At 69.3% G+C, this 15,086-nt stretch carries 13 protein-coding genes; all 13 read right to left on the bottom strand.

Annotated features, from left to right (window positions below):
• Nucleotides 1–91: 91 nt before the first annotated feature.
• Nucleotides 92–1,645 (bottom strand): Rieske 2Fe-2S domain-containing protein, encoded by a 1,554-nt coding sequence (locus tag QM591_RS14260; protein WP_415133200.1) that lies wholly within the window; start codon nucleotides 1,643–1,645, stop codon nucleotides 92–94.
• Nucleotides 1,646–1,727: 82 nt separating this feature from the next.
• Nucleotides 1,728–4,640, bottom strand: a complete 2,913-nt coding sequence (locus QM591_RS14255; RefSeq protein ID WP_415133198.1) for a DEAD/DEAH box helicase — start codon at nucleotides 4,638–4,640, stop codon at nucleotides 1,728–1,730.
• A gap of 40 nt (nucleotides 4,641–4,680) precedes the next feature.
• Nucleotides 4,681–5,091: a transcription antitermination factor NusB gene (gene nusB / locus QM591_RS14250; RefSeq protein WP_415133195.1), complete on the bottom strand. Its 411-nt coding sequence runs from the start codon at nucleotides 5,089–5,091 to the stop codon at nucleotides 4,681–4,683.
• An 18-nt stretch (nucleotides 5,092–5,109) separates the two neighbouring features.
• A complete protein-coding gene (efp, locus tag QM591_RS14245; RefSeq protein ID WP_067159965.1) occupies nucleotides 5,110–5,670 on the bottom strand; it encodes an elongation factor P in 561 nt (186 codons plus the stop codon).
• Nucleotides 5,671–5,744: 74 nt separating this feature from the next.
• Nucleotides 5,745–6,221, bottom strand: a complete 477-nt coding sequence (locus QM591_RS14240) for a type II 3-dehydroquinate dehydratase (protein ID WP_415133193.1) — start codon at nucleotides 6,219–6,221, stop codon at nucleotides 5,745–5,747.
• A 10-nt stretch (nucleotides 6,222–6,231) separates the two neighbouring features.
• Nucleotides 6,232–6,792: a GNAT family N-acetyltransferase gene (locus QM591_RS14235; protein WP_415133191.1), complete on the bottom strand. Its 561-nt coding sequence runs from the start codon at nucleotides 6,790–6,792 to the stop codon at nucleotides 6,232–6,234.
• A complete protein-coding gene (aroB, locus tag QM591_RS14230) occupies nucleotides 6,789–7,865 on the bottom strand; it encodes a 3-dehydroquinate synthase (protein ID WP_415133189.1) in 1,077 nt (358 codons plus the stop codon). The genes QM591_RS14235 and aroB overlap by 4 nt, the downstream gene beginning before the upstream one ends.
• Complete coding sequence (locus QM591_RS14225) at nucleotides 7,862–8,371, bottom strand: shikimate kinase (RefSeq protein WP_415133187.1); 510 nt, start codon at nucleotides 8,369–8,371, stop codon at nucleotides 7,862–7,864. Before QM591_RS14225 ends, aroB begins: the two co-directional genes overlap by 4 nt.
• Nucleotides 8,368–9,579 carry a chorismate synthase gene (gene aroC, locus QM591_RS14220; RefSeq protein ID WP_415133185.1) on the bottom strand — a complete coding sequence of 404 codons (1,212 nt, stop codon included), beginning with the start codon at nucleotides 9,577–9,579 and terminating at the stop codon, nucleotides 8,368–8,370. Before aroC ends, QM591_RS14225 begins: the two co-directional genes overlap by 4 nt.
• 4 nt (nucleotides 9,580–9,583) lie before the next feature.
• Nucleotides 9,584–10,417, bottom strand: coding sequence for a shikimate dehydrogenase (locus QM591_RS14215; protein ID WP_415133183.1), 834 nt, complete (start codon nucleotides 10,415–10,417; stop codon nucleotides 9,584–9,586).
• Between the two features lie 3 nt (nucleotides 10,418–10,420).
• The gene (mltG, locus tag QM591_RS14210) at nucleotides 10,421–11,908 is read right to left on the bottom strand and encodes an endolytic transglycosylase MltG (protein ID WP_415133181.1); all 1,488 of its coding nucleotides are present in this window, start codon (nucleotides 11,906–11,908) and stop codon (nucleotides 10,421–10,423) included.
• Nucleotides 11,908–12,378, bottom strand: coding sequence for a Holliday junction resolvase RuvX (gene ruvX / locus QM591_RS14205; protein ID WP_415133179.1), 471 nt, complete (start codon nucleotides 12,376–12,378; stop codon nucleotides 11,908–11,910). The genes mltG and ruvX overlap by 1 nt, the downstream gene beginning before the upstream one ends.
• Nucleotides 12,375–15,044 carry an alanine--tRNA ligase gene (alaS, locus tag QM591_RS14200; protein ID WP_415133177.1) on the bottom strand — a complete coding sequence of 890 codons (2,670 nt, stop codon included), beginning with the start codon at nucleotides 15,042–15,044 and terminating at the stop codon, nucleotides 12,375–12,377. Before alaS ends, ruvX begins: the two co-directional genes overlap by 4 nt.
• Nucleotides 15,045–15,086 lie beyond the last annotated feature (42 nt).

Genomic DNA, 15,086 nt, shown 5'->3' with positions numbered 1-15,086 from the left:
TCCCTTCTCCGCCTCACGGGACGGTGTTAAAGGTTGCTGTGGTTCGCCCGCCAGCCTATCGGATCCGGCCCGCGTGCGAGGTCGACGCCGCCTACGCCACCTGAGTCTCCGACGTCCTTGCGGCGCGGATCGGATGACCTTGGGAGGTCAGGCAGCGTCCGGTGGCGAGGTCCCACTTCCAGTCGTGCAGCGAGCACGTGAGCACGCCGTCCTCGATCTTCCCGGTCTTGGTGAGGTCGGCACGCAGGTGCGGGCACCGCCGCTGCACCGTCCACTCCCCGAGCTCGGTGTCCTCGGTCTGATCGGACTGCTCGGCGTACCAGTTCTCGACGTACTCGATCCGGTCCCGAGACAGGCACTTCAGGAACGTCGTGAGGAACTCGTTGAACTTGCCGCTGCGTCCGACCTCGAACTGCATCGAGAGGAAGATGGAGTTCGACCAGTCGATCTCGTGGTCGGCGATGTTCGTCGAGACGAGGTCGGCGGGGATGGTGTACCAGTAGATGCACTCCTCCCCCGCGTACTCCCGCACCTTGGCCTTGGGGAAGTCGACGACCATGTCCAGCTCGCCGATGCGGAAACGGACGTTGCCGCCGACGCCGTTGCGGATGGTCCGCGCGCGGCGCAGAAGCGGTTCCCACCACTCCTTGATGGCCTGCAGCATCTCCTCGGGGGGAAGGACCGCGGCGCGCGAGCCCTCTTCCCGGCGGATCTCGTCCTGGCGGGAGTCGCGCTGATCGGCGAGGTAGGCCCACTTGTCGTCGAAGATGCGATCGATCTCCGCCTCGGTGTAGAGGGTCTGGGTGACCGAGATCTCGCCGTGGTTCAGATCGACCTGGGTGCCCGGAACGAACTCGTACCCCTTCTGCTCGGGGCGAAGCTCACGCATGTGCGTGAGGAACTGGCGCTGATCCGTGAAGATCGAGTCGTCCTCCAGACCCCAGCCGTTGTAGCGGAACAGCTCCTCGCGCAGGAACATCGGGGGGCCCGCCATCGGGAACACGTGCTCCGCGTCGACCTTCTCGATGTAGTACATCGCCCGCTTGTTCTGCGCGTCGCGCTTGAGCTGTGCGAACGTCTGCTTCGAATCCTGGGGAAGGTCATAGACCATGGGCCACCAGATCGCGCCGGACACCTGGGTGAAGTAGGCGTCGGGCTTGGTGAACGACAGCAGTTTCTCGAGGTCGAGCGGATGCGAGTCGTTCTGGTTGAGCACGCTCGCGGTGCCGTCGAACACACTGAGCGACGAATCGCCGATCGGTCCGTCGCTCGGGGCGCGCAGTGGCGTGACCATCACGTGCAGGTCACCGAACTCGAGGGGCACACCGGCCTGCGTGTAGACGATGTTCTCGTACCCCAGGGCCCGGATGTCCTGCTCGAGGTCGTCGGTCGGATACTCCGGCAGCAGCACGCGGATGTCCTTGCGGACGTAGCGGTTCAGGAGCGCAGGGTCGAAGTGGTCGCGGTGGCGATGCGAGATGTACAGGAAGTCCGCCGCGCCGAACCGCTCCCAGTCCAGCGCCCGATTGTCGGGGAACGGGAACCAGGACCCGAAGAAGCTCGGGCCGATCACCGGATCGCAGAGGATGCTGCCCCCCGCCGTCTCGATGAACATTCCCGCGTGGCCCAAGCCCGTGATCCGCATGATGGCTACCTCCTGTCGAGCCCGACGAGTCTACGCGAGCAGGTTCGCCGCACCCTGGGCGACGGGCCGTGCATGCACCGCCTCACTCGAGGAGCCGACGGATGTCGTCGGCGCCGAGGGCCGTCGAGAACGCGCCGTCGGCGTCCATGACGGAGTGGAAGAGACGAGCCTTGCGCTGCTGCAGCTCGAGCACCTTCTCTTCGATCGTCCCCGAGGCGATGAGCCGGTAGACCGTCACGGGCCGAGGCTGCCCGATGCGGTGAGCGCGTCCGATCGCCTGCTGCTCGGCGGCCGGGTTCCACCACGGGTCGAGGAGGAAGACGTAATCCGCCTCGGTCAACGTCAGACCCACGCCACCCGCGGTCAGGCTGATGAGGAAGACCGGCGCGGATCCGTCTCGGAAAGTGCGGATGACGTCCTCACGACGCGTCGTCGCACCGTCGAGCCGCACGAGGTCGAGCCCGTGCGCGCCGAGATCCCGTTCGACGATGTCGAGATAGGAGGTGAATTGACTGAACACCAGCGCACGGTGCCCCTCCGCGGCCACCTCGACGAGTCGCTCTCGGAGGGCGTCGAGCTTGCTGGAGACGACGCCCGGGCCGCCCGCGTCGACGAGGGACGGGGCGAGGGCGAGCATCCGGAGAAGGGTGAGCGAACGGAACACGATGAAGCGATGACTGTCGAGGTCGTCGAGGAGCCCCAGCACCTTCCGCCGTTCGCGCTGCAGCACCCGGTCGTACACGGCGCGGTGTCCGCTGGTGAGCTCGATGCGCACGTCCTGTTCCTGGCGCGGGGGGAGGTCGGCGGCCACGACGTCCTTGGTCCGGCGGAGGAGGAAAGGCCGAAGTCGTCGCCGGAGCCGGTCGAGCCGTCGGCGACGCGAGGCGCCCTCGTCGGTGTCCTCCCCCGTGCCGCCGCGCTCGATGGGCTGCACGTACTCGTCCCGGAACCGCCGGGCAGAGGCGAAGAGACCGGGTGAGGTCAGCGACAGGATCGCCCACAGATCCACGAGGCTGTTCTCCAGCGGGGTGCCGGTCAGCGCGAACCGTGCGCGGGCTCGGAGCCCCTGGGCCACGCGGTGCACCCGTGTGCGAGGGTTCTTCAGCGCCTGTGCCTCGTCGAAGACCACGACCGACCAGTCCGACGCCGTGTAGGCGGCCTCATCCAGGCGGAGGAGCGCATAGGAGGTCACGACGACGTCGACGTCGAGGTCGGGAGGTCGGATACCGGTGGCCGTCGCGACGTGCACGGTGAGACCCGGCGCATGTCGCGCGGCCTCGTCGCGCCAGGTCGACAGCACCGAGGTCGGGGCGACGACCAGTGCAGGGCGTGCGGCGCCGGAGGTGCGCGCGTGAAGGACCAGCGCCAGTGTCTGGAGCGTCTTGCCGAGGCCCATGTCGTCGGCGAGCACGCCGCCGAGGCCGGCGTCCCACAGGGCGGCGAGCCATCGGAAACCGTCGCGCTGATACGGCCGCAGGTCGCTCGCGAGGCCGGTCGGAAGGGCGGCGTCGACGGGTGTGGCGGCGCGGAGCGCCTCGGTGGCTTCCCGCCAGGCGACCGCCGGAGCGGCGACGTCGGCCACGTCCTCGAAGTCCTCCCAGAACGGGGCGTGGTAGCGGCTCACTCGCGGACCCGCCTCCCACTCGATGAGATCGCGGGAGTCGTCGATGAGGTCGCGGAGGCGATCCAAGGAGGGATGGGCCAGCGAGAAGTAGGCCCCGTCCGAGAGGAGGATCCGCTTCCGCCGCTGGGCGAGCGCGGTGAACAGCGGAGCGAAAGGGATACGGCGCCCGTCGATCTCCACGAGCACGCCCAGCTCGAACCAGTCGGCCTCGCGCGACGGGACGGTCGTGATCGTCACCCGCGGATCCCCGCGCAGCTCCCGGTAATCGCGGCGGATTCCGGAGGTCTCCACCCGGACGCCGTCGAGCTCTGCCAGAGCCGGCAGCAGCACCGCGACCAACTCCGCCGCTGCGATGCCCGACGCGCGCCCGGAGGGCTGGAAGGGCGCATCGAGCGACGCGTTCCAGGCAGCCTCCACCTCTTGTCGGCGTCTGTGCCATGACGGGTCGCTCTCGTCGCCGGCCCCGAGTGCGATGCTCCCTGCGACGTCGTCCTGCCACGTCATCTCCCACGAGACGACGTCGCGGGGCTGCAGGTCTACGCGGATCAGGAGAACCGCAGGCCGCTGCGGAGGGAGCTCCACGCGCGGGCCCGCGATCACCACCCCTTCTCGCGCGATCCGCGGATAGGCCTCCCGGAGGAACTCCTCGCGCTCGCCGTCAGGAACGAGAACGGCCCCGCCGGCGCTCAGCAGCGCGTGAGCGGCCTCGCCGAGCGCGACCGGTGCCAGTCGCAGACGGAGGCCGTCCCCGTGGCGAGTAACGCTGTAGACACCCACGTGACCGATCGGGCGGATCACCGAGGTGGATCCCGGTTCCTCCCCGTCGATCGTGGTCTGTGCCGCAAGCCGCAGCCCCGTTCCCTCGGCGTCGACGCGGAGGTCCACCGTCGCCGTCGCGGCGAACGAGACGTCCTGGTCGCCGCGAGTGGGAATGATCGGGATGCCGAGGGCATCGGCGGAGGTGAGATGCGGCCAGAGCAGATCGGAGTCGACGCCGTCGAGGGTGAGCCATTCGGAGTCGCCATAGCCGCCGAACACGCGCACGTCGTGAGCGATGCCGTGGAGCGCGGCGAACCATCGACGTCGCGTTGTGTCCACGCGCCACGCACCACGTCGCAGGGACTCCCAGGTCTCGGCTCCCTGCACCCACGCGCCGCTTGCCGCGCTGCGCACGAGCGGACGCACGGCGAGGCGGAGCTCACCCGAGGACGTCTCCACGCTCCGCGCCGTCGCCGGCCGCACGCGGCGGGGACCCCAGTGGGCCTCGTCGCCCTCTCGCTTCCGAAGCTGGACACCGAGGGCGACCTCGATCGGTTCGGTGACGGCGGGCGCCAGCACGGCGCGCCAAGAGCGGGGCCGTGCGGAGGTCATGTCATCGATCCTCGCCCCGGCCTCCGACGCTGCGGCGCGGTCAGCTGGCTCGGGCGATGCGGGCGAGCACGCCGTGGACGAACGCGCCGGAATCGTCGGTCGACAGTTCCTTGGCGAGCTCCACCGCCTCGTCGATCGCCACCGCGGTGGGAACGGCTTCGTTGAACAGGATCTCCCAGACACCGATCCGCAGCACCGCGCGATCGACCGTCGGCATCCGCTCGAGCTTCCAGTCGCGCGCGTGGCTGACGATCTGCTCGTCGATCTCCTCGCGGTTGTCGATGATGCCGTCGACGATCTCCCGCGCGTACAGCCACGACGCCTCTCGGGCCGGCTCACTGGCGGCGCGCCGGGCTTCGGCGGCGAGGGTGGCGGCCAGATCGTCGCCGCGGACGTCGCTCTGGTACAGGATGTCGAGGGCGCGTTTGCGCGCCTTACTGCGGGCGCTCATGGAGTCGGCGTCGGTCGATCAGTTGACGCGGCCGAGGTAGTCGCCCGTGCGGGTGTCGACCTTGACCTTCGTGCCGGTCTCCAGGAACAGGGGCACCTGGATCTCGTATCCGGTCTCGACGGTGGCCGCCTTGGTGCCGGCCGACGAGCGGTCGCCCTGCAGGCCCGGCTCGGTGTAGGTGATCTCGAGCACGACCGAGGCGGGAAGCTCGATGTAGAGCGGGTTCCCGTTGTTCAGAGCGATCTGGACCTGCTGGTTCTCCAGGAGGAAGTTCGCGGCGTCGCCGACCGTTGCCGCACCCACCGTGATCTGGTCGTAGTCGGCCACGTCCATGAACACGAAGCCCTCGCCGTCGTTGTAGAGGTAGGTGAAGTCGCGACGGTCGACGTTCTCGAGCTCGACCTTGGCGCCGGCGTTGAACGTCTTGTCGACGACCTTTCCGGTCATCACGTTCTTGAGCTTGGTGCGAACGAACGCGCCGCCCTTGCCGGGCTTGACGTGCTGGAACTCCACGACGCTCCAGAGCTGTCCATCGATGTTGAGGACGACGCCGTTCTTGATGTCTGCGGTGGATGCCATGAGAGTGGAGGTTTCCGTTCGTGTGGGTTTCGGGGCCGCTCGCCGAGGCTCCGGTCGCAGGCCGACAGTCGATTCTACGGGATCGCTCGCCCCGCACTGTCGGTGCTGCCCTCGATCACGTCGAGGAGAGCGCGGGTCGCGCGGGCGTACCCGGCGACACCTTCACCGACGACGTGGACGGCCGCCACGTCGCGGACGAAGGAGTGATGCCGGAAGGGCTCCCTCGCGGAGAGGTCGGAGATGTGCACCTCGGCGACGGGGAGAGCCACGCCCGAGAGCGCGTCGCGCAGGACGACGGAGGTGTGCGTGAGGCCTCCCGGGTTGATCACGATGCCGGCACAGTCCAGGCGCGCGGCGTGGATCGCGTCGATCAGGACGCCTTCGTGGTTGCTCTGGAGGGTCCGCACCTCCGCACCCCGCTCGCCGGCGGTCTGGCGCACCAGGTCTTCGACGTCGGCGAGGCTCTCGCGACCGTAGATGTCGGGCTCCCTGACGCCGAGGAGGTTGAGGTTCGGACCGTTCACGAGGAGCAGTCGGACGGGTGTCTGCACAGGCAGCACCCTAGCCCTCGCGCCTCAGCGGCGCGGGAGCCGCGTCACGACGCATCTCGATCTCGGGGCCGATGCTGCTGGTGAACGTCACACCCGTCGGCACGAAACCCAGGCGGAGGTACGCGCGTCGAGCCCTCTCGTTGTCGCGATGCACGTCGAGGGTGAGGCTCGTCGCGCCGCGAGCACGCGCCCACGCGCCGGCCGCGTCGACGAGGCGGCCCAGGATGCCGGATCCGCGATGGTCGGGAGCGAGGTAGACCCCGACGACGTCGGCTCGTCGCGTGATCACCGCACGGCCGTGGTGGTCGACCGTGCGTGGTTCGCGCAGCAGGAGGGTCGCCGAGCCCACCCATCGCCCGTCGCTCTCGGCGATGAACTGTGCCGCGTCATCGTCTTCGGCGGCGTGGGCGGCGCGATCCCGCCAGAAGTCGTCGTCGTGCGCGGACTCCTCCTCGAACGTGTGCAGGAAGGCCAAGGGGGCGGCCGGATCACCGACCGCCTCGAGGCGGAGTGCGCGGACGGCCGCCCACTCGTCGGCGCGAATCCGCCGGACGGTGACCTCCGAGGTCATTCGGCCACCTCCTGGTAGGCCGCGAACAGCAGCGACTCGTCGGGAGCCTGGAGGACCGTCGGCTTGGCGATGTCGTCGAGCACGATGAAGCGCAGAAGCGAACCGCGCGTCTTCTTGTCGCGCTGCATGGTCGCCAGCAGCTGGTTCCACGCTCCCCCGCGGTAGGACGTCGGCAGGCCGAGCGTCTCGAGGATGTCGCGGTGGCGTTGGGCGCCGGCGTCGCTGAGACGGCCGGCGAGTCGGGACAGCTCCGCCGCGAACATCATCCCCACCGAGATCGCCGCCCCGTGTCGCCAGCGGTACCGCTCGGCGTGCTCGATGGCGTGCCCGAGGGTGTGCCCGTAGTTCAAGACCTCCCGAAGGCCCGCCTCGCGCAGGTCCTCGCCGACGACGCGCGCCTTCATGTCGATCGCCAGCTCGATGCACCGGCGGAACGCATCGCTGCGGGGGTCGACGGCCGCGGCCGGGTCGGCCTCGATCAGGTCGAGGATCTCCGGGTACCAGATGAGACCCGCTTTGACGACCTCGGCGAACCCCGCCACACGCTCGTTCTCCGACAGCGTGTCCAGCAGGTCCAGATCGCAGACCACCGCCCGGGGCGGCCAGAAGACGCCGACGAGGTTCTTTCCCTCGGCCGTGTTGATCCCGGTCTTGCCGCCGACGGCAGCGTCGACCATCCCCAGGACCGTCGTGGGAACCTGCACGACCGCCACGCCGCGCAGCCAGGTGGCTGCGACGAACCCGGCGAGGTCGGTCACCGCGCCGCCGCCGAAGCCGATGACAGCATCCGTGCGCGTGAAGTCGGCCTGCCCCATCACCTGCCAGCAGAAGGCGGCCACTTCCACCCGTTTGCCCTGCTCGGCATCGGGGATCTCGGCCAGAAGCACCTGGCGCTCGTCGGACAGCCGCGCCCGGAGGTCCTCCGCGTGAGCAGCGAGGGTCGGGGGGTGGACGATCAGCACCTTGCGCGCCTCGGGGGGCAGCGCCGCGCTGACGACGTCGCGCACGCCTCGACCGATCGTGACCTCGTACGGCTGCTCGCCGCCGACGGGGATGACGGTGGTTGCACTCACGCGGTTTCTCCTCTCACCCAGGACGCGATGGCCGTCACCACGTCCTGCAGCGGGCCGACCGACGTGTCGAACGTCGCGTTCGCCAGGCGTTCATAGATTTCTCGTCGTTGTTCGTAGAGCGCGTTCCACCGGGCGAGTGGATCCTCGTCCTGCAGCAGCGGACGCCGGGTCCGCCGGATGCGCGAGGGGACCGTCTCGGGCCGGACGGTGAGGAGCACCACTCGGTGTGCGGACAGGTCCCGCTGCGTCTCCGGGTCGAGGACGGCTCCCCCGCCGAGCGACACGACCCCGCCCCGCGCGAGTCCGCCTCGCACGGCCTCGCGTTCGAGCGTGCGGAAATGCGCTTCGCCGTGGTCCGCGAACAGCCGGTCGATCGGGCCGTGCTCGCGGACGACCGCGGCGTCACTGTCGTAGAAGGAGACGGCGAGCTCTTTCGCCAGACGTTTGCCGACGCTGGTCTTTCCCGCCCCCATCGGGCCGATGAGGACGATCGCGCTCTCGGTCATCCCAGCGATTCGTCGCTCGCGGACGCGGTCGCCAAAGATTCCGGGATGGCGTCGACGTAGCTTTGGAGGTTCCGTCGTGTCTCGGCCACGCTGTCGCCGCCGAACTTCTCCAGGACCACGTCGACGAGGGTGAGTGCGACCATCGCTTCCGCCACGACCCCCGCCGCGGGAACGGCGCAGACGTCGGATCGCTGGTGGTGCGCAGTGGCGGCCTCGCCGGTGGCCACATCGACCGTGCGCAGCGCCCGGGGCACGGTCGCGATGGGCTTCATCCCGGCGCGGACGCGCAAGACGGTGCCGGTCGACATCCCGCCCTCGGTGCCCCCGGCGCGGTCACCCGCACGCGTGATCCCGTCTCCGGCGGAGAAGAGCTCGTCGTGGGCCGCCGAGCCGCGGCGACGCGTGGTCTCGAAGCCATCGCCGACCTCGACTCCCTTGATGGCCTGGATGCTCATGAGAGCCTGTGCCAGCTTGGCGTCGAGGCGACGGTCCCAGTGCACATGTGAGCCGAGCCCCGGGGGGAGCCCGTAGGCGAGCACCTCGACGATCCCGCCCAGGGTGTCACCGTCTTTGCGCGCGGAGTCGATCTCGGCGACCATCGCGGTGCTGGTGGCGGCGTCGAAACAGCGCAACGGGTCGGCATCGAGGGCGCCCACGTCGTCGGGTGTCGGGAGCGCTGCCCCCTCGGGAACACGTACCGGTCCGATCGACAGGGTGTGACTGACGAGCCGAATGCCGAGCTCGGAGAGGAAGGCGCGGGCGACGGCGCCGAGCGCGACCCGTGCCGCCGTCTCTCGCGCGCTGGCGCGTTCGAGCACGGGGCGGGCCTCGTCGAAGCCGTACTTCTGCATTCCCACCAGATCGGCGTGCCCCGGACGAGGACGCGTGAGTGCGGCGCCGCGACCTCGCGAGCGATCGGTCAGCTCTGCCGGCTCGGGGCTCATCACCTCGACCCACTTGGGCCACTCGGTGTTTCCCACCCGCAGGGCGATGGGGCTTCCCAGGGAGAAGCCGTGGCGGACGCCGGCCGAGATGGTCAGCTCGTCCTCTTCGAACTTCATCCGGGATCCACGACCATAGCCGAGCTTGCGGCGGGCGAGGTCCTCCTGGATCGCCGCCCGCGAGATCGGCACTCCGGCCGGGAGCCCCTCCATGACGGCGACGAGTTCGGGGCCGTGCGATTCGCCGGCCGTGATCACGCGAAGCATTCGACTATCCTCCCACGAGCGCGCGGCGCATGACGGCCAGCACGGCGCCTTCGTCGGGCAGCGGCTCGGAGACATCGGCGGTCGCGAAGATCCGGATCTGCAGGAGCGCCTGATGCAGCAGCAGCGCCTCCCCCGAGACCGCCAGGGCGCCGGTCTCGTGCCACGCGGTCGTGAGGGCGGTGGATCCGTGGCCGTATCCCACGTCGAACAGCGCTCCTCCGGCGTCCGCGAGGGCGACGGCCGTGGCGGCGGGAATGGCCGCGTCGGCCGGGATCGTGGAGATCGTCAGCTCTCGCAGATCCGGAGTGCTTACCTCCAGTGCACGCGCCTGCACCGCGACGCCGAGCCGCTCCCCCCGGGCGACGAGCGATTCGGCGGCCGCCGGACGTCGTGCGAGGATCTCCACCTCCCGTGCACCCATCTCGGCGAGGGCGACCAAGGCCGAGGTGGCCGTCGCCCCGGCCCCGAGGATGCGAGCCCGCTCCACGCCGGTGATCCCGTGCTCGGAGAGAGCCCGGACGATGCCTCCGACGTCGGTGTTGTATCCGCGTCGACGACCCTCTGTGAGAAGCAGGGTGTTGACGGCTCCGGTCAGCTCGGAGCGGTCATCGCGGGACTCGGCCGCCGCGAACGCGACCGACTTGAGCGGCATGGTGCACGACAGGCCCCGGTAACGCTCGTCGAGCCCCGCCAGTTCGGCGGCGAACCGGTCCTCACCGACGCGCCGGCGACCGTACGTCCAGTCCCAGCCCAAGTGGGCGTACGCGGCGGTGTGCACAGACGGAGAGAGACTGTGGGCGATGGGGTCTCCCCACACCTCCAGGACGTGGCCGGACATCCGTCAGCAGCCGGAGTCGGGGTTCTCGGCACACCACGACTGCCACTGCTTCACGTACTTCTGGTGCTCCTGGTAGGTGTCGGTGAAGACCGTCTCCCCCGTGTCCAGGTTGACCGTCACGAAGTACAGCCACGGGCCGTCGGCGGGATGCATCGCGGCGTCGATCGCGAGGTCTCCCGGGTTGGCGATCGGTCCCACCGGGAGCCCCTTGCGCACGTAGGTGTTCCACGGGTTGTCGTCGTACTGCGCCTCCGCGCTCGTGCTGGCTGACCCGTCGTGCATCTCGCCGTACCCGTACTGGGCGGTCGAGTCCATCTGGAGCAGCCCGTGGGTCTCTTGGTTGGAGCCGTCGAGACGGTTCTGGATCACGCGCGAGACCTTGAAGAAGTCGTCTTCGAAGCGTGCTTCACGCTGGATGATCGAGGCGATCGTGAGGATCTCCTCGCGACGGTCCTTCGGCACCTCGGCGCCGTCGAGGGAAGTGATGGTGCGATCGACGAGCGTCTTGATGACATCCTTGGCCGTGGCCTCGGGGCCGAACGTGTAGGTCGCCGGGAAGAGCCAGCCCTCCAGACTGTCGGCCGTGACGCCGTAGTCGGCGGGCTTGGCGACCGCCTTCTGCAGGTCTTTCAGAGGGATGCCCGTGCCGTCGGCCAGGATCGGAAGCGATTGCTCGACGGTCAGCCCCTCGCGCAGCTGCGCGGTGTTCTCCATCTTGTTGGCCGGGTCCTCCAGCGCCTCGAGGGCGGCGGCGGAGGTCATCTGTTTCTGGAGCCGATAGGCGCCCGGGTAGAACTCCGTCGCCACGGCGTTCGAGATCAGGTAGTCGTAGAACGCGCCGCTGGTCTTGGTGACACCGGCCTCGTACAGCGTCTGGGAGATCGAGGAGCCGGTGTCGCCCTCGACGATCGTGACGACCGCTTCGCCGTTGGCCTGTCCGGCCTCGAAGTCCTTGGGCTCTTCCCATCCCATGAAGGCGCGGATCTTGTCCTCGTAGGTCGTCCAGACGTAGTAGCCGCCCGCAGCGACGCCCCCGACCAGAAGGAGGACGATGCCCAGGATCACCCATCCTGCGATGCGTCCCTTGCGGCGGTCGCGAGCGTGACGCTTGTCGTGCACGTGGTCGTCCGCGGTCGCGTCGGCGCCGAACAGCGCGTCGATCGTGGCCGGCGCGCGGTGTGGTTCGGGCGTTGCGGCGCGCGCCCCGCTCTGGGCCGGACCGTCGGAGGGAGGACGCGTCGCCTCGTGATCCGCGGCCGGAACCGGTGCGGCGGGCACCGCGGCGTCGAGACCCGCCGGGGCGCTGTCCGCTGCGGCGGCTTCGGCATCGCCACGTGCGGCTTCTCGCGCGGCTCGCCGGCTCAGCGGCTGCTGGGCGGGCCGTGCCGACGGTGTCTCGCCGTCCGGACGAGGGGGAACTCCGCGCTGCGGAGCCGGCAGCTTGCCGAACAGGTCGGCGAACTGATCGTCGGACGACGGGGTGTCGGGCATCAGACGGGCTCCGGGGGGTTGTGCAGAGCACCGGCCGGGTTGCCCGTGCTCTTCTCGACGTCGATCGCCTGCTGGAGGAGGACGACCGCGGCGACCTGATCGACAAGCTTACGAGAATTTCGCTGCGTGCGACCCGAATCGCGCAGCGCCGCATGCGCGGACACCGTGCTGAGACGCTCGTCCACCAGGCGCACCGCCACCCCCGTCGCCTGCGCGATCTGTCCGGCCACTTCACGCGCATCCGCGGTGGAAGCGGTCTCACCCCTGCTCAGGCTGATCGGCAGCCCCACCAGGATCTCCAACGGCCCGTATTCGGTGGCGAGTTCGACGATCCGAGAGATCGTGGAGCTGCCTCGGGGAACCGTTTCGACCGGGACCGCGAGCATGCCGTCGGGGTCGCACCGTGCCACGCCGACGCGCGCCTTTCCGACATCGATGCCCAGGCGAACCCCGCGTCGGAAGCCGGTCACGCGAGCGCTGACCTCAGCTCCGCGACGACCGCCTCGAGCGCGGCCGCGAGCGCGTGTGCGTCGGGTCCGCCGCCCTGGGCGACGTCGTCGCGTCCGCCTCCGCCGCCACCCAGCACGGCCGCGGCGGTCTTGGCCAGAGGGCCCGCCTTCGCGCCGGCGTTGCGCGCGGCGTCGTTGGTCGCGACGATGACGACGGGGCGGTCGTCGCCGACCAGTGCCGCCAGCGCGGCCACCGCGGGCTCGGTGCCCATCCGGTCCCGTACCTGCAGGGTCAGGGTGCGCAGGTCATCGGCGGCGCCGACGGCTCCGATCGCGTGCGCCACGACGCGTACCGGTCCCACCTGCTGTGCACGCTCGACCAGCCCGGGGACCCGCTCCCCCAGCGCCTTCGCCTCGAACTGGGCGATGCGCTTCTCGGCCGCCTTGAGGTTCGCCTGAAGCTCCGCGATGCGTGCGGGAAGCTGATCCCGAGGTGCCTTGAGATGCGTCGTCAGTTGCGAGACGATGGCACGCTCCGCCGCGAGTTCGCGGAACGCGTCGAGTCCGACGAGAGCCTCCACCCGGCGGTTGGAGGCACCCACGGACGACTCGCTGACGAGGCTGATGAGTCCTACCTCGGCGCTGCGGCCCACGTGGGTCCCGGCGCAGAGCTCGCGGGACCACGGCCCGCCGATGTCGACCATGCGGACCGTCTCGCCGTACTTCTCCCCGAACAGGGCCATGGCGCCGAGGGCCTTCGCCTCGTCGAGGGGCAGCACGCGCGTGGTCACCTCGAGGTTGTCGCGCACGGCGTTGTTCGCGATCTCCTCGATCTCGCTCTTGGTCGCCTCCGACAGGGCCTGATTCCAGGAGAAGTCGAATCGCATGTAGCCGGCACGGTTGAGAGAGCCCGCCTGTGTCGCGGACGTTCCGAGCGTGTCGCGCAGCGCAGCGTGCACGAGGTGGGTCGCGGAATGCGCCTGCTGCGCGGCGCGGCGATTGACCGCGTCGACGACCGAGGTGGCCGGTTGCCCCAGTCCCACCTCTCCCGAGACGACTTCGACGGTGTGACTGATGAGACCGGGCACGGGCTTCTGGACGTCGATGACATCGAGCTCGAACCCGGGCCCCACGATGACGCCCTTGTCGGCCACCTGACCGCCCGACTCGGCGTAGAGGGCCGTCTCCGCGAGGATCACTTCGGCGATCTGCCCCTGCGTCGCGCGGGTGACCGGCTGTCCGTCCACCAACAGCCCCAGCACCGACGACGGTGTCTCCAGGTCGCTGTAACCGGTGAACACGGTCTCACCGTGCGCGCGGAAGTCGCGGTACACACTCGTGTCGGCGAGCTGGCGCTTGCGCGATCGCGCGTCGGCCTTGGCCCGCGCCCGCTGCTCCTGCATCAGGGAGTCGAAGGCGGCGCGATCGACCGAGAGCCCTGCCTCCTCGGCGATCTCCATCGTGAGATCGATCGGGAATCCATACGTGTCGTGGAGGAGGAACGCCTCGCTCCCGCTGAGGCTGCGTCCGCCCGCGCGGCGAGTCTCCTCGACGGACGCGTCGAGGAGTTCGGATCCCGCCGCGAGCGTGCGCAGGAACGTCGCCTCCTCGGCGAGGGCGTACTGCGACAGGCGGGCGTAGTCGGCTTCGACCTCCGGGTACGCCTCCTTCATCGCGTCGCGGGAGGCCGCGAACAACTCCGCGAAGGTGGGGCCGTCAACGCCCAGCAGACGCATCGCGCGAATCGCCCGGCGCATGAGCCGGCGGAGGATGTAACCGCGCCCTTCGTTGGAGGGCGTCACGCCGTCCGACAGCAACATGAGCGACGAGCGCACGTGATCGGCGACCACCCGGAAGCGGACGTCGTCCTCGTGCACCTCGCCGTACGTCTTTCCCGACAGCTCCACGGCCTTGTCGAGGACGGGGCGCACCTGGTCGGTCTCGTACATGTTGTCGACGCCCTGCTTGAGGAAGGCGACACGCTCGAGACCCATCCCGGTGTCGATGTTCTTGGCGGGCAGCTCGCCGACGATCGTGAAGTCGTACTTGGATCGGACGTCGGTGATCTCGTATTGCATGAACACGAGGTTCCAGATCTCGACGTACCGATCGTCGTCGGTCGCCGGCCCGCCGTCGACGCCGTACTCCGGGCCGCGATCGAAGAAGATCTCCGAGCACGGTCCCGCCGGTCCCGGAAGGCCCGTGCTCCAATAGTTCGAGTCTTTTCCGAGACGCTGGATCCGCTCTTCCGGGATGCCGGTGAGCCTCAGCCACAGCTCCCGGGCCTCGTCGTCCTCCTCGTACACCGTCACCCAGAGGTCGGCCGGATCGAAGCCCAGACCACCGTCATCCTCGGACGTGGTCAACAGCTCCCACGCGAAGCGGATCGCTCCCTCTTTGAAGTAGTCACCGAACGACCAATTGCCGAGCATCTGGAAGAACGTTCCGTGGCGAGGAGTCTTGCCGACCTCGTCGATGTCGAGGGTACGGATGCACTTCTGGTTGTCGGCGACACGGGAGTACGGCGAGGGCACGTCGCCGCTCAGGTAGGGAATGAAGGGCACCATGCCGGCCACCGTGAACAGCAGTGCGGGATCGTCGGTGACCAGTGAGGCCGACGGGAGGATGGTGTGGCCGTTCTTCTCGAAGTAGTCGAGGTAGCGCCGGGCGATCTCAGCGGTCTTCATCAGGGGTGTGTCCTCGGGAAAGCATGCGGGTGCGTCGTGCCC

Origin of the sequence: Microbacterium sp. (assembly GCF_047607225.1) — a bacterium.
Classification (GTDB): domain Bacteria; phylum Actinomycetota; class Actinomycetes; order Actinomycetales; family Microbacteriaceae; genus Microbacterium.
Note: the sequence above shows the minus strand (reverse complement) of the source record. Positions and strands in the feature narration are given on the sequence as shown.